The 17,011-nt window shown below is 65.1% G+C and carries 16 protein-coding genes and 1 pseudogene; 6 read left to right on the plus strand and 11 right to left on the minus strand.

Annotated elements, in window-relative coordinates; genetic code table 11:
- Nucleotides 1-73: 73 nt before the first annotated feature.
- The 7 genes and pseudogenes from cgtA to EIP75_RS08955 form a co-directional block, all read right to left on the minus strand.
- Nucleotides 74-1,180 (minus strand): annotated as a pseudogene (gene cgtA, locus EIP75_RS08925) (Obg family GTPase CgtA); the annotation flags it as partial.
- A 137-nt stretch (nt 1,181-1,317) separates the two neighbouring features.
- Entirely contained in the window at nt 1,318-1,575 is a 258-nt protein-coding gene (gene rpmA, locus EIP75_RS08930; protein WP_125242918.1) for a 50S ribosomal protein L27, read from the minus strand.
- Between the two features lie 41 nt (nt 1,576-1,616).
- Nucleotides 1,617-1,928 carry a 50S ribosomal protein L21 gene (gene rplU / locus EIP75_RS08935; protein ID WP_125242919.1) on the minus strand — a complete coding sequence of 104 codons (312 nt, stop codon included), beginning with the start codon at nt 1,926-1,928 and terminating at the stop codon, nt 1,617-1,619.
- A gap of 113 nt (nt 1,929-2,041) precedes the next feature.
- The gene (locus tag EIP75_RS08940; RefSeq protein ID WP_125242920.1) at nt 2,042-3,403 is read right to left on the minus strand and encodes a patatin-like phospholipase family protein; all 1,362 of its coding nucleotides are present in this window, start codon (nt 3,401-3,403) and stop codon (nt 2,042-2,044) included.
- A 58-nt stretch (nt 3,404-3,461) separates the two neighbouring features.
- Entirely contained in the window at nt 3,462-4,400 is a 939-nt protein-coding gene (gene rocF, locus EIP75_RS08945) for an arginase (RefSeq protein WP_125242921.1), read from the minus strand.
- Between the two features lie 27 nt (nt 4,401-4,427).
- On the minus strand, nt 4,428-5,333 hold the full coding sequence (locus EIP75_RS08950) for an LOG family protein (protein WP_125242922.1): 906 nt from the start codon (nt 5,331-5,333) through the stop codon (nt 4,428-4,430).
- Nucleotides 5,334-5,526: 193 nt separating this feature from the next.
- A complete protein-coding gene (locus EIP75_RS08955) occupies nt 5,527-5,898 on the minus strand; it encodes an SWIB/MDM2 domain-containing protein (protein WP_125242923.1) in 372 nt (123 codons plus the stop codon).
- A 268-nt stretch (nt 5,899-6,166) separates the two neighbouring features.
- Between EIP75_RS08955 and EIP75_RS08960 the strand changes: the two genes are divergently transcribed.
- The 6 genes from EIP75_RS08960 (at nt 6,167) to EIP75_RS08985 (ending at nt 11,890) form a co-directional block, all read left to right on the plus strand.
- Entirely contained in the window at nt 6,167-7,450 is a 1,284-nt protein-coding gene (locus EIP75_RS08960; protein ID WP_199758539.1) for an NADH:flavin oxidoreductase/NADH oxidase family protein, read from the plus strand.
- A gap of 522 nt (nt 7,451-7,972) precedes the next feature.
- The gene (locus EIP75_RS08965) at nt 7,973-8,329 is read left to right on the plus strand and encodes a FagA protein (RefSeq protein ID WP_125242925.1); all 357 of its coding nucleotides are present in this window, start codon (nt 7,973-7,975) and stop codon (nt 8,327-8,329) included.
- 14 nt (nt 8,330-8,343) lie between these two features.
- A complete protein-coding gene (locus EIP75_RS08970) occupies nt 8,344-9,207 on the plus strand; it encodes a ZIP family metal transporter (RefSeq protein WP_233584766.1) in 864 nt (287 codons plus the stop codon).
- Between the two features lie 107 nt (nt 9,208-9,314).
- Nucleotides 9,315-10,694 carry a class II fumarate hydratase gene (locus EIP75_RS08975; protein WP_125242927.1) on the plus strand — a complete coding sequence of 460 codons (1,380 nt, stop codon included), beginning with the start codon at nt 9,315-9,317 and terminating at the stop codon, nt 10,692-10,694.
- 2 nt (nt 10,695-10,696) lie between these two features.
- Nucleotides 10,697-11,215 (plus strand): DUF2753 family protein, encoded by a 519-nt coding sequence (locus EIP75_RS08980; RefSeq protein WP_125242928.1) that lies wholly within the window; start codon nt 10,697-10,699, stop codon nt 11,213-11,215.
- Between the two features lie 66 nt (nt 11,216-11,281).
- The gene (locus tag EIP75_RS08985; RefSeq protein WP_125242929.1) at nt 11,282-11,890 is read left to right on the plus strand and encodes a superoxide dismutase; all 609 of its coding nucleotides are present in this window, start codon (nt 11,282-11,284) and stop codon (nt 11,888-11,890) included.
- Between the two features lie 29 nt (nt 11,891-11,919).
- Here EIP75_RS08985 and EIP75_RS08990 read toward each other — a convergent pair whose 3' ends face one another.
- The 4 genes from EIP75_RS08990 to EIP75_RS09005 form a co-directional block, all read right to left on the minus strand.
- Nucleotides 11,920-14,004 carry an alpha/beta hydrolase family protein gene (locus tag EIP75_RS08990; RefSeq protein ID WP_125242930.1) on the minus strand — a complete coding sequence of 695 codons (2,085 nt, stop codon included), beginning with the start codon at nt 14,002-14,004 and terminating at the stop codon, nt 11,920-11,922.
- A 145-nt stretch (nt 14,005-14,149) separates the two neighbouring features.
- Nucleotides 14,150-14,641 carry a DUF2753 family protein gene (locus EIP75_RS08995; RefSeq protein ID WP_125242931.1) on the minus strand — a complete coding sequence of 164 codons (492 nt, stop codon included), beginning with the start codon at nt 14,639-14,641 and terminating at the stop codon, nt 14,150-14,152.
- Nucleotides 14,642-14,926: 285 nt separating this feature from the next.
- Complete coding sequence (locus tag EIP75_RS09000) at nt 14,927-15,886, minus strand: TerC family protein (RefSeq protein ID WP_125242932.1); 960 nt, start codon at nt 15,884-15,886, stop codon at nt 14,927-14,929.
- Between the two features lie 326 nt (nt 15,887-16,212).
- On the minus strand, nt 16,213-16,995 hold the full coding sequence (locus tag EIP75_RS09005) for a heme ABC transporter ATP-binding protein (RefSeq protein WP_125242933.1): 783 nt from the start codon (nt 16,993-16,995) through the stop codon (nt 16,213-16,215).
- Between the last annotated feature and the right edge of the window lie 16 nt (nt 16,996-17,011).

The raw sequence follows: 17,011 nt of genomic DNA on the forward strand, positions 1-17,011 counted from the left end.
CCGGAGCGGGGGCCCGATCTTCGTGATCGTCCTGCTTCACGGCGACCAGGGCTTCGAAGGCTTCGTTCTCGATGGCCGAGGCACGCGAAGCCACGGTGGGCCTGGCGGCATCGCCGTCGCCCAGCTCGCCTTCGGCATCGAAGCGGATGTCGACCTCTTCGTGGTGCTCCTGCATGGAGGCCACGTGCTGGTAGATGGACTGCACCAGGTGTTCGCAGCCCTCGCGCGTGAGCGCCGAGATCTGGTAGACCGGGCCCTTCCAGCCATAACGCTTGACGAAGTTCACCACCTTGGCCACGCGCTCTTCGGCCGGGATCATGTCCAGCTTGTTGAGCACCAGCCAGCGCGGCTTGTTGAACAGCGCTTCGTCGTAGATCTTGAGTTCCTTGACGATGGCCTTGGCCTGCTTGACCGGGTCCACGCCCTCATCGAACGGCGCCAGGTCGACCACGTGCAGCAGCACGCGCGTGCGTTGCAGGTGGCGCAGGAACAGATGGCCCAGGCCAGCGCCTTCGGAAGCGCCTTCGATCAGGCCTGGGATGTCGGCCACCACGAAGCTCTTCTCGGGGCCCACGCGCACCACGCCCAGGTTCGGGTGCAAGGTGGTGAAGGGGTAATCCGCGATCTTCGGACGCGCATTGGAGATGGCCGAGATCAGGGTGGACTTGCCCGCATTGGGCATCCCCAGCAGGCCGACATCGGCCAGCACGCGCAGTTCCAGCTTGATCTTGAAGAGCTCGCCAGGCCAGCCGGGCGTCTTCTTGCGGGGCGCGCGGTTGGTGGCCGTCTTGTAGTGGAGGTTGCCGAAGCCACCATCACCGCCCTTGGCCAGCAGGCGCTGCTCGCCGTGCTCCAGCAGTTCCATCATCACTTCGCCGGTTTCGAAGTTGCGGATGATGGTGCCCACGGGCATGCGCAGGACGATGTCAGGACCCGCGGCACCGTACTGGTCGGAGCCCCGGCCCTGCTCGCCGTTGCGCGCCTCATGGCGGCGCGCATAGCGGTAGTCGATCAGGGTGTTGATGTTGCGGTCGGCCACGACATAGACATGGCCGCCGCGCCCGCCGTCGCCCCCATTGGGGCCGCCGAAGGGGATGAACTTCTCGCGACGGAAGCTGATGCAGCCGCTGCCGCCATTGCCTGCGGCCACATCAATGGTGGCTTCATCGACAAATCTCATGGGGCTGGTGTCCTTGTGTGTCCGTCGCGGGATCGATCCGCAGACCTGCGAAAAGCATAAATGCAAAAGCCCCGGCAAGCCGGGGCTTCAAGCCTCACGCCACCCCGAAGGGCGGCACGGCTACTGTGCTGAACAGCTCAGACCGGGGTCACGACCACGGTCTTGCGGTTCTGTGCACCCTTGATGGTGAACGACACGGTGCCGTCAACCAGGGCGAACAGGCTGTGGTCGCGGCCCATGCCGACGTTGGTGCCGGCATGGAAACGGGTGCCACGCTGGCGCACGATGATGGAGCCGGCGGGCACGACTTGGCCGCCGAACACCTTCACGCCGAGCATCTTCGGTTGGGAATCGCGGCCGTTCCGTGTGGAACCGCCGCCTTTTTTCTGTGCCATGGATCTGCTCCTTGGGACTGGCTAGAGGTTGTGAGGATCGATCAGCCGTTCACGGAGCTGATTTGCAGCTCTGTGTAGTTCTGACGATGACCCTGACGCTTTTGGTAGTGCTTACGACGGCGCATCTTGAAAATGCGCACCTTGTCGTGCCGACCTTGCGACAGAACAGTTGCCTTCACCGTAGCGCCAGCCACCAAGGGCGTGCCGATCTTCAGTTCTGCGCCGTTGCCGACAGCCAGAACCTGGTCGATCACGATCTCTTGGCCAACGTCCGCAGTAATCTGTTCTACTTTGATCTTTTCGCCAGCAGCAACTTTGTATTGTTTGCCGCCGGTTTTTATGACCGCGTACATGTTGAGACCTTTCAGTCGAAATTGAAATGAACCTTCGCCCTCAACATGGCCTGCCCACCACCAGGCATTGTGAACACTGAGTCCTCAATGCAGGCAATGGAAAAGCGAGCCCATCAAAGTGCGAAGCTCTCCATGCTACCACGCTCGGGCGGGTTTGCATAGGGGCTTCGGTGCGGCGAGGGTGCCGCGGTGGATTCGGTGGCGAGGGCGGGCTCATCCGCGGGACGAACTGCCTGGTCCACCTTGAAAGGCAGGCTGACCTTGCGGCCATCGTCATGGCCTTCGGGCTGCGGCCCCCAGCCAAAGAAGGCGCACACCTCATCTCGCTTGGCCAAAGCATCGGTGAAGCCCAGGTGGATCAGCTCACGCGTGAACGAGGATTCGAACAGCAGGTAGCTGGCCAGGGCCGTGCCGCGGGCGGTCTTGCCGCGTCCGTACACCCCCAGGGCGCGCAGCATGGCGCGCACGGCCGGCGGCAAGGCCCACAGGTGTCGGGCGGCGATGTCGTCGATGCGCTGCGAGGGCGCGATCACGAGGATATCGACCTTGCGCAGCGGCGTCTGGGCGCGGGCCTCGGGCGGGAGCAGGTCGATCGTGCGGTTGATGCGCTGCAGGCGCTCGATGTCCACGGCCAGCGCGTCCAGGAAGATGCTGGACATGGCGTGGCCTGCGATCTGCGCCAGGTTGGGATATTCCACGATCGCGTCGCGCGGTTGCGTGGGCTCTTGCAGGCGGCCGGCGCCCACCACCAGGATGCGGTCGGCGCCCAGGTGCACGGCCGGCGAGATGGGCGCGGCCTGGCGCATGGAGCCATCACCGAAATAGTGCTGGCGGCCGCCCGCATCGAGCTTCACGGCCGGGAACACGAAGGGGATGGCGCTGGAAGCCATCAGGTGGTCCATCGTCAGGTCTGCGCGCACCGCGGTGCGCTGCGAGCGCGACCAGGGGTCGATGGGCGGGAAGGCGTCATAGAAGGTGACGTGCTCACCCGTGGTGTAGCTGGAGGCGGACACGGCCACGGCATCGAGCACGCCGTCTTCCATCAGCTTGCGCATGCGGCTGATCTTGAAGGAATCACCCAGCAGTTCACGCAGCGGTTCGTTGTCCAGCAATGAGCGGGGGCGCGCGCGGCGCCAGCGGGCCAGGGCCCAGCCCAGCGAGAACAGCGTGATCCACTGCGCCCCGCTGCGGATCACGCCCAGCGAATCGGCCCGGTAAACCTGCTCGCTGTGCATTTCGCGCCAGAGCTCGGCCATGTGCCGCACGGCCACCTCGAAGTGATCCGCGCGCGAGGCCAGGGCGGTGGCATTGAGCGCCCCTGCCGACGTGCCACACATGATCCGGAAAGGGTTGCCCCGCTGCACCTCGCCGCTGTCGCGGCGAATCAGCATCAGTGCCTGGAGCACGCCGACCTGGTAGGCGGCCCGGGCACCACCACCAGTCAGGATGAGAGCATTCTTGCCTGGGAGACTCATGGCTGTTTATCGGCCGGCATGCCACGACATTGAGTCGGGCTTGCCCTGCCCTCGTGTTTCAGACGTTTGAGACGCTCGGGCGCATCAGGGTGGATTTGCCGAACAGGCTTTCGACCAGGTCCACCACCAGTTCGGCCGTGCGGTTCTGCACATCCCGCGCGGGGTTGAGCTCGACCACGTCCAGCGAGCCCAGCGCACCGGTGTCCGCGATCATTTCCATGCACAGCTGGGCTTCTCGGTAGGTGGGCCCGCCGCGCACGGGGGTGCCCACGCCGGGCGCGATGTCCGGATCCAGCCCGTCCACATCGAAGCTCAGGTGCAGGTGGTGCGTGCCCGGTTCGACGCCCATCAGCGCCTGCTGCATCACGGCCCGCATGCCGTGCTCATCCACATAGCGCATGTCGTAGACCTCGATCTGCTGCGAATGCACGAAGGCGCGCTCGCCCGGGTCCACGCTGCGGATGCCGATCATGCGCAGGGCGTCGGGTGTGAGCGCCGGCCGGCCATCGACCGAGGCGATGTCGACCAGGGCCTCGGGCCCATGGCCGCACAGCACCGCCACCGGCATGCCGTGCAGGTTGCCGCTGGGCGTGATCTCGGGCGTGTTGAAATCGGCATGCGCGTCGAACCACAGCACCCTCAGGTGCTTGCCGGCGCGGTGGCAATGCTGGGCCACGGCACCGATGGAGCCGATGGCCAGGCAGTGGTCGCCACCGAGCATCATCGGGATCTCGCCCTGGGCCAAGGCCTGGCCCACCGCCTGGTGCACCACCTGGTTCCAGGTGACGACCTCGGGCAGGTGGCGGTAGCCCTGCACCGGATCCAGTTGCTGATTGGGTGGGCCGGCCAGGTTGCCGTCGTCCAGCACCACCAGGCCCTGGCGCGCCAGGGCTGCCGTGAGGCCGGCGACGCGCAAGGCCTCGGGGCCCATCACAGCGCCCAGCATGCTGGCCCCCACATCGGTGGGTACGCCGATGAGTCGGATGCGCTGGGTCATGGGCGTCTCCTCAAGGGGCAGCTTTGGCTACCAGCCGCAGGCCGAATCCTGGGGGGGCTGCGCCAGGCCGTACTCGTTGCGCAGCGTGTCCCAGGCTTCCTGGGCGGTCTCGACGTAGCGGAAGAGATGGATGTCGTCGGGGCTGATCATGCCTGTGTCGACCAGGTGGTCGATGTCGATCAGCTTGGTCCAGAACTCACGACCGAACAGCAGCACCGGACGCTTGCGGCACTTGCCGGTCTGCATCAGCGTGAGCGCTTCGAACAGCTCATCGAGTGTGCCGAAACCGCCCGGGAAGGCGATCAGGGCCACCGAGCGCATCAGGAAGTGCATCTTGCGCAGCGCGAAGTAGTGGAACTGGAAGCACAAGCGCGGCGTGATGTAGGGGTTGGGCTCCTGCTCGTGCGGCAGCACGATGTTCAGGCCAATGCTCTTGCCGCCGACCTCGAAGGCACCGCGGTTGCCCGCTTCCATGATGCCGGGGCCGCCGCCGGTGACCACGTAGATGGGCGTATCCAGCTGCGCTGAGTGGTTGGTCACCATGCTGGCGAAGCTGCGCGCCTCTTCGTAATAGCGCGACATGTCGAGCTGGCGTTGGGCCCTGCGCACGGCCAGGTCGCGGGCTTCGCCGGCCGGAAGGTCGCCAGCGGCATCGAGCCTTGCCTGCGCGTCTTCGCCCGACAGGATGCGGGCACTGCCGAACATCACGATGGTGGATTGGATGTTCTCTTCGCGCTGCACCAGCTCGGGCTTGAGCAGCTCGAGCTGCATGCGCACGGGCCGCAGCTCGGGGTGCAGCAGGAAATCCGGGTCGGCGAAGGCCAGGTCGTAGCTGCTGTCGGGGCCGTCGTACAGCGAGGGCTTGGCCGCCAGGCGCGCGTCCTGGACGGCGGTGGGGAAGTTGCGGGCCAGCAGTTCCTTGGGGTTGTTCATGCGTGAGACTCGATCCGGGAAAACAGAACTTCTTGGAGGACAGCGTAGCAGTGTCGCGCTGGATTTGCTCGCAGAGCTGTGCTCAATATGCGACGCAATTGGGGGCTGTCTGCCTGGGACTGGTCCTTGGCTTGCTTCAAAAACAAAAAACCCGGCCGAAGCCGGGTTGGTTCGCACGGGCCAGGCCCAACGATCAGCTGAGCTGGTCGCTGATGAGCTTGGTCATTTCGAACATCGACACTTGAGGCTTCTTGAAGATCGCCTTCAGCTTGTCGTCTGCATTGATGTTGCGCTTGTTGGCGGCATCTTGCAGGTTGTGCTTCTTGATGTATTCCCACACCTTCTTGGTGACCTCGGTGCGCGGCAGCGGAGCAGCGCCGATGACGGCGGCCAGTGCCGGGCTGGGGGTCAATGCCTTCATGAAGGCCGCGTTAGGGGTGCGCTTTGCAGCGACCTTCTTCACAGCGGCCTTCTTGACGGGAGCTGCCTTGTCGGCAGCCACTTTGGTGGCGGGAGCCTTCTTCGCCGCAGCCTTCTTGGCCGGGGCCTTCTTCGCAGTTGCCATGTGAATTCACTCCATCGAAGTCGTCAGATCTGAACAGCGGACCGCGGGCGTTGGCTGCATGCGCAAACGTTCCTCACGGGTCCAGCGCCCACGATGGTAATGCCACTTCCCTCTGAAAACCAGCCGTTGCACAGGTTTGTAGCCCGTGGACATCAAAGATTTTCGCCAATGAACAGGCCAGGGAGGCGGTTTGCACCGAGGCGGGGCACCCATCAGAGGGCTTGCCCTTGCTTTTGGTGTCCAATGGCGACTCCCGTCACCACCCGCCATGGAGAACTCACCGATGACACCGCAGGCCCGTTTGTCACAAGTGTTCACCCTGCCCAATGGCATCCAGATCAAGAACCGGCTGGTCAAGTCGGCCATGAGCGAAGCGCTGGGCACGCGCGAACGCGCGCCCACCCCGGAGCTTGCACACCTCTACGGCGCCTGGGCCGATGGCGGTATCGGCCTGTGTGTCACGGGCAATGTGATGATCGACCGGCGTGCGCTCGGCGAGCCGGGCAATGTGGTGATCGAGGATGACCGAGACCTGCCTGCGCTCAAGGCCTGGGCAGAAGCCGGCACGCGCCACGGCACGCAATGCTGGGTTCAGCTCAACCACCCGGGCAAGCAGGCACCCAAGGGGCTCAACAAGGAAACGGTGTCGCCATCAGCGGTGCCCTTCAGGCCCGACATGGCGGCGTTCTTCTCAACCCCGCGCGAGCTGACCGAGTCCGAGATCCTCGACCTGATCGGTCGTTACGGCCGCGCCGCCGGTGTCGTCAAGCAGGCCGGCTTCAGCGGTGTGCAGATCCACGGCGCACACGGCTACCTGGTCAGCCAGTTCCTGTCGCCGCACCACAACCGCCGCACCGACCAGTGGGGCGGCAATGCCGAGAACCGCCGCCGCTTCGTGATCGAGGCGCTGCGCGCGATGCGTGCAGCCGTGGGCCCGCAGTTCCCGATCGGCATCAAGCTGAACTCGGCGGATTTCCAGCGTGGCGGCTTCACCGAAGATGAATCGCTGGATGTGATCCGCGCGCTGGAAGCCGAAGGCATCGACCTGGTCGAGATCTCTGGTGGCACCTATGAAGCGCCCGCGATGACGGGGGTGAAGGACAAGAAGGCCGCGCCCGCCAAGGACAGCACGCGCCAGCGCGAAGCCTACTTCCTGGCGTTCGCGGAAAAAGCCCGTCAGGCCGTGAAGGTGCCTCTGGTGGTGACGGGCGGGTTCCGATCGGCGGCCGGCATGGCAGAGGCCATCGAATCTGGCGCGGTGGATTTCGTGGGTCTGGCACGTTCGCTGGCCCTCGAGCCTGACCTGCCCCGCCGCCTGCTGGCAGGCCAGGATCCCGTGCACACCGTCAAGCCCATCAAGACCGGCATCGGCTTCATCGACAAGATGGGCCTGATGGAGGTGACCTGGTACACCGGCCAGCTCAAGCGCATCGGCCAGGGCGAAGCCCCCAAGCCCGGGGAGATGGCACTGTGGGTGTTCCTGAAATTCATCGCCAAGCAGGCGGGACTGGGCCGCGGGAAGAAGAGCCCAACGCGCCTGCGCGCCAGCTGAAAAAGCAAAGGCGCGGGCCACCACGGCCGCGCCTTCGATGATTCCTGCCGATCAATGGGCACCGAGGCGCAGGTGGTGCGCCCGGACCGGGCTTGCGTGTGCCCGGTACCCGCCTGTCCAAGCCGCCGTTTGCAGCCTGCCTCGTCCTTCTAGACACGGCGGCCGACAGGGGCATGCGAATTACGTCACGCTGTACTGGCAGATGCTCAGAAGCGGACGCACAAATGAAGATGCGTTTGCGTCAAACACCAGCCATGCCTCGCCGTCCCCACAGCTCAGCCCTTGCCCGTTTTCCACTTCCTGGAAGGTGTTCAACGCAAACGCAGACGGATAGTAATGGGAATTAATCTCATTTGCAATAGTCCGCTTTGTAAACAAGGACATCTTCTCGGCGAACGTGACTTGCCGCCAGGCTCCCTCTAACATTTGAATCGAATGAGAATCATTCTCAAATAACCAACACTCGCTGGCTCGATGCCCCCCTGGCCGATGTGCAAACACCTCTTCTGCCGCATGCCTCCGATGGAACGCTGGGACTTCCTGGCCATGCGCGTGCGTTGTGCGCTGTACCCGGATGATCCGCGGGTGATCGACCAACTGTTCACCATGGGTGGCTGGCTGCACGACAGTGGCGATGCCTGCGCCTGGGACGTGGCCCACCGCACCGCCAACGTGCTGATGGACACCGCCGAAGACACCGCCCTGCCCTGGCAATGGCGCTGCCAGTGCCTGGACCAGGTGGCGCGACCGCTGGGCGTGATGCAGCACATCGGCCGCATGAGCGATGCACCACCGCACATGAGCTCCGAATACCGCCGCATCACGCAGGCGCTGGTGCAGCGCCTGTCCGCGCTCGAGATCCACCGCGAATCATGGTGAAGCAACGTCCTTTCATGCAGCGGTTGCTGGGCTGGCTCATCGTCACAGGCGGCATCGCCGCCCTGCTCAACCAGGCCTGGCGCAGTTGGGCCGAACAGGCGGATCCAAGGGTCATGCATGCGTTGCTGGGCGGTGGCATGGCGGCCTTGGCCACGGCGCTGGGCACCGTGCCCGTGCTGGTGTCCCGCACGATCCCGGCCCGGGTGCACGACAGCCTGCTGGGTTTCGGTGCCGGCGTGATGCTGGCCGCCTGCTCTTTCTCATTGATCGTGCCTGGCCTGGAAGCGGCCCGCGCACAAGGGGCCGGCACCTGGGGTTCGGCCCTGACGATCGGCGGGGGCATTGCACTGGGGGCTGCGCTGATGATGGCGCTGGAGCACTGGCTGCCACACGAACATTTCATCAAGGGCGTCGAAGGCGGTGCACATGCCGAGGCCATCAAGCGCACCTGGCTGTTCGTCTTCGCGATCGCGCTGCACAACGTGCCCGAGGGACTGGCCATCGGCGTGGCCTTCGGCAACCAGGATCCGGTGGGTGCGGGCGCCCTGGCGACGGGCATCTCCATCCAGGACGTGCCGGAAGGGCTGGTGGTGTCGCTGGCCCTGCTCGGCATCGGCTACAGCCGGGCCATGGCCGTGGCCCTGGGCGCCGCATCGGGACTGGTCGAGCCGCTGGGGGCTGTGATCGGCGCCTCGGTGGTGACCGTGTCGGCCGCCTTGCTGCCCTGGGGGCTGGCCTTTGCAGCGGGTGCCATGCTGTTCGTGATCAGCCACGAAATCATCCCGGAATCGCACCGCAAGGGACATGAACGCTTTGCCACCAGTGGCCTGATCGCCGGCTTCGTTCTGATGATGGTGCTGGACACGGCATTGGGCTGAAGCCGGCCACCAGAGACGACAAGGTCTTTGCCCTCTCACTAAGGTGTTCGCAGGGGCCTTCCAGAGATGGCCTGCTGCATTCAAGGATCCACACACAAGGAAGTCACATGACCACCGCCACCCGAATCGAACGCGACAGCATGGGCGAGATGACCGTGCCCGCCGAGGCCCTGTTCGGCGCGCAGACACAGCGTGCCGTGCTCAACTTCCCGGTCAGCGGCTGGCGCATGCCGGCGGCCTTCATCGAGGCCCTGCTGCTGGTCAAGAGCGCCGCGGCGCGCGCCAACGTGGCCCTGGAGCAGTTGCCCGCGGACAAGGGCGAATCCATCGCCAACGCGGTGACCGAGCTGCTGGCAACCGACTACATGACGCACTTCCCGCTGGACGTGTTCCAGACAGGTTCAGGCACCAGCACCAACATGAACGCCAACGAGGTGCTGGCCACACTGGCCACGCGTAAGCTCGGCCGCCCTGTGAGCGCCAACGACGACGTCAACCATGGCCAGAGCAGCAACGATGCGATCCCGACGGCGCTGCACGTGAGCGCGGCGCTGCTGCTGGGTCAGAAGCTGATCCCGGCCCTGGAGCACCTGGCCAACGCCACGCGCGTGAAAGCCCAGGACGTGGGTCACCATGTGAAGACCGGCCGCACCCACCTGATGGACGCCATGCCGGTGACGCTGGGCCAGGTGCTGGGTGGCTGGGCCTCGCAGGTGGAAGCGCAGACCGCGCAGCTCAAGGCCCTGCTGCCCCGTGTGCAACAACTAGCCCAGGGCGGCACCGCCGTGGGCACGGGCATCAACGCGCACCCGGGCTTTGCCGTGCGCTTTGCCAGCGAGCTCAGCGCCTTGACCGGCCAGAGCTTCCAGCCCGCGCCAGACTTCTTCGCGGCCATGGGCTCGCAGGACGCGGCCGTGGCGCTGTCGGGCGCGCTCAAGGGCCTGGCCGTGACCCTGCTCAAGATCGCCAACGACCTGCGCTGGATGAACTCCGGCCCGCTGGCAGGCCTGGCCGAGATCGAGCTGGAGGCGCTGCAGCCTGGCTCGTCGATCATGCCGGGCAAGGTCAACCCCGTGATCCCCGAATCGGTGGCCATGGTGGCGGCCCAGGTGATCGGGCACGACGCGGCCATCACCATCGCCGGGCAATCGGGCAACTTCGAGCTCAACGTGATGCTGCCGGTGGTGGCGCACAATCTGCTGGCCAGCCTGGCGCTGCTCACCAGCAGCAGCCACCTGCTGGCCGACAAGGCCATCGCCAGCTTCAAGGTGAACGAGACCGGTTTGGCGCATGCGCTGTCGCGCAACCCCATCCTGGTCACGGCGCTCAACCCCATCATCGGCTATGCCAAGGCCGCCGAGATCGCCAAGAAGGCCTACAAGGACGGCCGTCCCATCGTGGACGTGGCCGCGGAGAACACAGAGCTCTCGCGGGACGAGTTGCTCAAGCTGCTGGACCCGGTCAAGCTGACCCAGGGCGGGCTGTGACCATGGACACCCGCCCCGACGACACCGACGTCCTGGGCTGGCAGCAGCTGACGCGCCGGGCCAACCGCTGCATGGCGCTGCGCCAGTACGCCGCGGCCCGCCAGCTCTACCGCGAAGCATTGTGGGAGGCCGAGCGCCTGCTGGAGAAGGCCGTGCGGTACGACGAGCCACCCAAGACGGGCTGGGACGCCCTGCTGGCCGCATGGGTGGTGTCGCACCACAACATGGCCGATCTGCTGGACGTGCTGGACGACTACCCGCATGCGCATGAGCACCTGAGCCAGGCTCACGAAGGCATCATGAAACTGCTGCAGAACGGCGCCGAAAGCGGCCCCGTGTCACAGGCCTTGCACCACGCTCACCGCACCCGCGCTGCCTTGATGCAGTTCGTGGCGCGGCATCCGGGCTTTCCTGGCGACGAGGGCCATGCGGGTTGGCCCGCGCTGGCAAGCGATCTTTCCACCGAACTGTCCGCAGACGCCGGTCCAGGTGCGACGCCACGCCTGCCGCCGCTCTGCTGAGGCCCGCCGGCCTCACCTCTTCATCCACCCAACGTCCACTGCCCGCCTGCCGCGGGCTGCTTTGTCATGCACACATTGCCTGCACTTGCCTACGCCTATGACGCGCTGGAGCCTCACATCGATGCCCAGACCATGGAGATCCACCACAGCAAGCACCACCAGACCTACATCAACAACCTCAATGGCGCGGTGCAAGGCACTGCCTGGGCCGGCACGCCGGTTGACACGCTGATTGGCGATCTGGCGGCCCTGCCCGACAGCATCCGCGCCGTGGTGCGCAACAACGGCGGAGGCCATGCCAACCACAGCCTGTTCTGGACAGTGATGAGCCCCAGCGGCGGCGGTGAGCCCACGGGCGATCTGCGCAAGGCCATCGACCAGGACATCGGTGGCCTCGATGCCTTCAAGGAGGCCTTCACCAAGGCGGCCCTCACGCGCTTTGGCAGCGGCTGGGCCTGGCTGGCGGTCACGCCGGAGGGCAAGCTGGTGGTGGAAAGCAGCCCCAACCAGGACAGCCCCCTGATGGAAGGCCGCACGCCCATCCTGGGGCTGGATGTTTGGGAACACGCCTACTACCTGCGCTACCAGAACCGCCGCCCCGAGTACATCGCCGCGTTCTACAACGTGGTCGACTGGAACGAAGTGGCGCGCCGCCGTGAGGCTGCGCTGAGCTGAGGCCCCTCAGGCTGACACGGCCAGCCGCTTCATGGGGCGGCCGTGGCGCCTGCGGCTGCGGCCACGGATCTGCTGCCTGGCACCGTGGTCCCGATGTGTTCGGCCAGGAAAGATTCGAGCGCCTTGAAGAAGGTCAGGCTGTGCGAGTTGCGGCTGAGGTGATGATCCCCCTCTTCCACCGTGATGAACTGGTGCGGCTTGCCTGCCTTGCGCAAGGCCATGGCCATGTCTTCGCCCTGTTCGTAAGGCACGCTGCGATCGGCCGTGCCGTGCACCAGCAGCACGGGTGCCTTGATGCGCGCAGCCTGCAGCGCTGGCGACGTGGCACGCAGCCGTTCGCGGTCACGCCAGGCATTGCCGATCATGCCGTTCATGATCTCTTCGCCACCGACAAAGTCAGCCTCGTGGTTCCACAAGTCGATGAGGTCGGTCACCCCTGCAAAGCTCACGACACAGCGGTACAGGTCAGGCGTCTTGATGGCGCCCATCAAGGCAGCGTACCCCCCATAACTTCCCCCGACGATGCAGACGCGTTTCGGATCGGCGATCTTCTGATCAATCGACCATTGCACAGCATCGGTCAGGTCATCCTGCATCTCCAACCCCCAGCGCTGCAGGCCGGCCGCCACAAACTCATGCCCATAGCCCGTGGACCCTCGGAAGTTCACCTGGAGCACCGCATAGCCGCGCGCAGCCAGGAACTCGGTCCAGGTGTCGAAGTCGATGTCATCGCTGTAGTGCGGACCGCCATGCGGCAGCAACACCAGCGGCAATGGCGCGACGGGCCGGCCTGCAGGTAACGCCGCACCTGATCTGGGCAGCGTGAGGTAGGACCTCAGGTCCAGGCCATCGCGAGACTTGATGAGCACCGCCCGCTTGCGGGCCATCCGATCAGCTGGCAACTGCGGATGCTGCTCGGCCAGCAGGAACAGGTCACCGGAGGCGCGGTCCCCCAGGTAGTACTCACCGGGGATGCCGTTGCCGCTGGAGTAGACCATGTAGCGATTTTCATCCGCACTGAACGCCAGCAGGCGGTTGTAGCGGTCTGGCAGTGCCTTGTCGATGGCCCGGGCCAGCAATCGCAACTGTGGATCCCAGATCTCGGCACGTTGCGCATCGTCGGTTTCCGCGCGGATGCCAATGACCTCCCCCGTGGCGGCCGAGCGCATCAGGCTGCCACCGACATCGCGTTGGGGATGGGACAGCCTGAGGGTTCGGGGCAGGTCCGGGCGGGAGAGATCCACGGTGAACACCGCATCGCGCCCTTCGTGGTCGGCTTCGATGTACAGCACATTGGGGTCCCTGCCGAAGCCCATCGGCCTGACGCCATCTTTGGCGAACAGCTTCCAGCGCCATAACGTGCGCCAGTTCTTGCCGTCCGGGTCACATGCGATGAGCTCGCGGTAGTCTTCATCGATGCGCACGCCGACACGCACACGGTGACTGGCATCGGTCATCCAGGTGTGCACACCCTTGCGAGGACCATGAACCATCTGGCGCTGGGCCGTGAGCACGTCCACCTTGAACACCGCGGGCAGGATGCCGCCGTCCGCGGCCATCTGAACCAGGATGTGGCGACCATCTTTCGGCATCCAATCCACCACGTGGTCCTGGAGCTGCGCTGGCATGCGGTTGGCGTCAAAGGGTGAGCTGCGCACCAGGTTGATGGGCTCCCCCCCATTCCAGGGCACGGACAGCATGCGGGTCTCGACCACCGGCGTATAGCCGCGCCTGGACGGAAAGCGCACACCCAGCACCAGGCGCTCGTTGCCTACCCAGCGGGCCCAACTGATGGAGAAGAGTTTGTTGTCTGCTTTGACAACCGGCTTGAGTTTCGAGTCCTTGACATCCCGGCTGACGAGGTAGGTGTCGTCGTCCATGTGGAGCAGGCCGGCGATGCGCTCGCCGTTCGGTGACAGTGTCAGGTGCGTCACGTCCCGCACCCGCGCATAGGCCTCCGTCGGCAGGCTCATGCTCTGGGGCTCGGCCGTGCCTGCCGGGATCGGTGACGGCTCTGCACCATGGGCCTGAGGCCCCACCATGGCCAGGCACAGGCACAGCCCTGCCAGCCAAGCTTTCGGGCCATGCGATGTGGCCCTGTCTCCCCTGCTCATGCAACTGCTCCCTGGCCGCCACGCCTTGCATGACAGCACCCATGTTTGAATTGTTTGCGCCCTTTGACCAGAGCGGCCCAGCAGGCAGTTTAAAGGCTGCCAGCTTCGTGAAATGCCAAGGACTCGCGGGCTCAGCGGTGCTGGCTCAGTGCAATACCCCGCGCGGCACTTGCTGCGCCAGCAGATGTTCGCTCATGCAGCGGGCCAGCAGCAGGCTGCCATGCTGATGTGCAAAGCGCTCCAGTTCGGCCAGCGTGCGCGAGAGATGTCGCCCGGCCGCATGGCGCCGAGTCAATGGCTGCGTGAAGTCATCGCGCAGGCGCTCCAGCCGCTCATGCGCCACGCAGAGATGCGTCGCGGCCTCGTCGGTCTCGTCCAGGCGCAGCAGGGTGTCGGCCAGGTTGTGGTGCGACACCACATAGGCCGCCATGGCCACATCCGCGTCCGGCCACTGTTCCAGCAGCACATCGGCCATCAGCAAGGCGTCCTGGAACAGGGACAAAGCCTGCGCCAGCGAGCCGGGTGCCGTGAGCCGGTAGTGCTCATTGCCCTGCTGGATGGTGTTGCGCCAATGCGTGAGCACCTGCTGGAGCGTGCCGTCCGACAGGTCATGCAGCCCCGGTCGGGGGGAAAGCATTGGCGAGGTCATGGTTGGTGATGGCGTTCGCAGCAAGTCAGGTGGCACGCACGAAAGAAGAATGCGTTTTGCGAAACCTGGCCGTGACCGGTGCCCACCTCATTGCCCCACTTGCCCCAAAGCGCGCACAGCCGGCGGAGCGACTCGGCGGAGATGCTCCACCTACCCCGCCGGTGGCACGACCGGCTGCGCAAAACGCACCCTCATATTAATGCGAACAATTCTCATTAATGAAAATGCCCCCGCATTTCGCAGGGGCATGTGAAGGGCGACGCAGTCGACGGATCAGCGCTCGGACAGCACCTTGGGCGCGGTCTTGACGCTCCAGACCATCGTGATGGCCAGGATGCCGATCACCACGCCCAGGGACACCAGCACGGGGATCTTGTAGAAATCCACGATCAGCATCTTGGTGCCGATGAACACCAGGATCAGCGCCAGGCCATAGCTGAGCAGGTGGAACTTGCTGGCCATGGCGGCCAGCAGGAAGTACATCGCGCGCAGGCCCAGGATGGCGAAGATGTTCGACGTCAGCACGATGAACGGGTCGCTGGTGACCGCATAGATGGCCGGGATCGAGTCCACCGCGAAGATCACGTCGGTGAAGCCCACCAGGGCCACCACCAGCAGCAACGGGGTCGCGATCTTCACGCCGTTCTGCACGGTGAAGAACTTCTCGCCGTCGAAGTTGGTGGACACGTGCATCACGCGGCGCAGCAGCTTGAGCGCGGGGTTGTCCTCCAGGTCCGATTCCTTGTCAGCAGCCCACCACATCTTGATGCCGGTGAACAGCAGGAAGGCGCCGAACAGGTACAGGATCCAGTGGAACTCTGCGATCAGCCAGCCACCCACCAGGATCATCACCGTGCGCAACACCATCGCCAGGATGATGCCGATCATCAGCACGCGCTTCTGGAATGCCGAAGGCACCGCGAAATAGCTGAAGATCAGCAGGAAGACAAAGATGTTGTCGACCGCCAGCGATTTCTCGATCAGGTAGCCGGTGAGGAACTCCAGCGCCTTGGTGTTGGCCACCTCGGTACCCTGGCTCTGGGCGAAGGCCCACCAGAGCAGGCCGTTGAAGGCCAGGCTGAGCGCCACCCATACGGCCGACCAGCGCACCGCCTCGGGCACCGAGACTTCATGCGCGCCCTGCTTCTTGAGGACGACGAAGTCCACGAAGAGCGCGAGCAAGACGAATATGACGAAGACGAACCAGAGCCATTCTGGCGCCAGTGTGTTCATGAGGGTTCTCCCAAACAAGACAAACGGTCAAACACGGCACGCTTCAATGCGAAGCATGCACGACTTGGCGCGAAAGGTCTTGCGGGAGGTGTCTCTGTGGACCCCGGGCCAGTCCTTGAGAGGACATGACCGTGCTGACGGGATGTCACCGCAGCCGGGGCGGCTGCGCGCTACTCCCCTTTCGACAAGCGTGATTGTGCCTTGAATTCATGCCCCGTTCAGATGACAGGATTTGCCAGCGCATAAAAAACCGCCGGAATCCGTGATGGATTCCGGCGGGAGAAAGGCGGGGTCCCCCAGGATTCCCGCCAACACGAAACGACGGTTCAGGAAAAAGCCAGCCACCCTCGGCGCGCCTCGGGCACGGTCAGGCGCTGGCAGACCACACCCCAGATGCGCTGGATGAGCTGCGGCTGCAGCACCTCTTCGCAATCGCCAGAGGTCTCGATGCGGCCATCGTTCATCACCAGCACCTGGTCGGCATAGGCCCCCGCCAGGTTGATGTCATGCAGTACCACGACCACGCCCAGCCCCTGCGAGGCCAGTTGGCGCAGCATCCGCATCACGCTGTGCTGGTGGGCCAGGTCCAGCGCGGCGGTGGGCTCGTCCAGCAGCAACCAGCGCGGGCGTTCGTTGTCCGGGTGGGCGTGGACCTGGGCCAGCACACGGGCCAGCTGCACGCGTGCCTTCTCGCCCCCTGACAACAGTTCATAGCGGCGGTCGGCCAGGTGCAGGGCGCCGGCCTGGTCCAGGCACCAATCCAGCAAGGTGGATTCTTGAGGATGCGGGTGGGCACTGTGCGGGTAGCGCCCCATGCGCACGATGTCGCGCACATTGAAGTCGAATGGCACCGCGTTGTCCTGCGGCAGCAAGGCGCGCTGACGGGCCAGGGCCAGCGTGTCCCACTCCGTCAGCGCACGACCATGCAGTTGAACTTGCGCAGCGGTCGAGCGCTCCAGCCCGGCCAGCGAGGCCAGCAGGGTGGACTTGCCCGCACCGTTGGGCCCGAGCAGCGCATGCACCTGCCCGGTGGGCAAGTGCAGGTGGGGCACGTCCAGCAGGCGGCGGCCAGCCTTGTGCAACAGCAGGTGTTGGGCGGTGAGGCTCATGTCTTGGTTGCTCCGG

The sequence above is a fragment of the Aquabacterium soli genome (genome assembly GCF_003933735.1).
GTDB lineage: Bacteria > Pseudomonadota > Gammaproteobacteria > Burkholderiales > Burkholderiaceae_C > Aquabacterium > Aquabacterium soli.

Coding starts and splice junctions, on each gene's coding strand:
- rpmA (WP_125242918.1), bottom strand. CDS start 1,575: ATGGCACAGAAAAAAGGCGGCGGTTCCACACGGAACGGCCGCGATTCC.
- rplU (WP_125242919.1), bottom strand. CDS start 1,928: ATGTACGCGGTCATAAAAACCGGCGGCAAACAATACAAAGTTGCTGCT.
- EIP75_RS08940 (WP_125242920.1), bottom strand. CDS start 3,403: ATGAGTCTCCCAGGCAAGAATGCTCTCATCCTGACTGGTGGTGGTGCC.
- rocF (WP_125242921.1), bottom strand. CDS start 4,400: ATGACCCAGCGCATCCGACTCATCGGCGTACCCACCGATGTGGGGGCC.
- EIP75_RS08950 (WP_125242922.1), bottom strand. CDS start 5,333: ATGAACAACCCCAAGGAACTGCTGGCCCGCAACTTCCCCACCGCCGTC.
- EIP75_RS08955 (WP_125242923.1), bottom strand. CDS start 5,898: ATGGCAACTGCGAAGAAGGCCCCGGCCAAGAAGGCTGCGGCGAAGAAG.
- EIP75_RS08960 (WP_199758539.1), top strand. CDS start 6,167: ATGGAGAACTCACCGATGACACCGCAGGCCCGTTTGTCACAAGTGTTC.
- EIP75_RS08965 (WP_125242925.1), top strand. CDS start 7,973: ATGGAACGCTGGGACTTCCTGGCCATGCGCGTGCGTTGTGCGCTGTAC.
- EIP75_RS08970 (WP_233584766.1), top strand. CDS start 8,344: ATGCAGCGGTTGCTGGGCTGGCTCATCGTCACAGGCGGCATCGCCGCC.
- EIP75_RS08975 (WP_125242927.1), top strand. CDS start 9,315: ATGACCACCGCCACCCGAATCGAACGCGACAGCATGGGCGAGATGACC.
- EIP75_RS08980 (WP_125242928.1), top strand. CDS start 10,697: ATGGACACCCGCCCCGACGACACCGACGTCCTGGGCTGGCAGCAGCTG.
- EIP75_RS08985 (WP_125242929.1), top strand. CDS start 11,282: ATGCACACATTGCCTGCACTTGCCTACGCCTATGACGCGCTGGAGCCT.
- EIP75_RS08990 (WP_125242930.1), bottom strand. CDS start 14,004: ATGAGCAGGGGAGACAGGGCCACATCGCATGGCCCGAAAGCTTGGCTG.
- EIP75_RS08995 (WP_125242931.1), bottom strand. CDS start 14,641: ATGCTTTCCCCCCGACCGGGGCTGCATGACCTGTCGGACGGCACGCTC.
- EIP75_RS09000 (WP_125242932.1), bottom strand. CDS start 15,886: ATGAACACACTGGCGCCAGAATGGCTCTGGTTCGTCTTCGTCATATTC.
- EIP75_RS09005 (WP_125242933.1), bottom strand. CDS start 16,995: ATGAGCCTCACCGCCCAACACCTGCTGTTGCACAAGGCTGGCCGCCGC.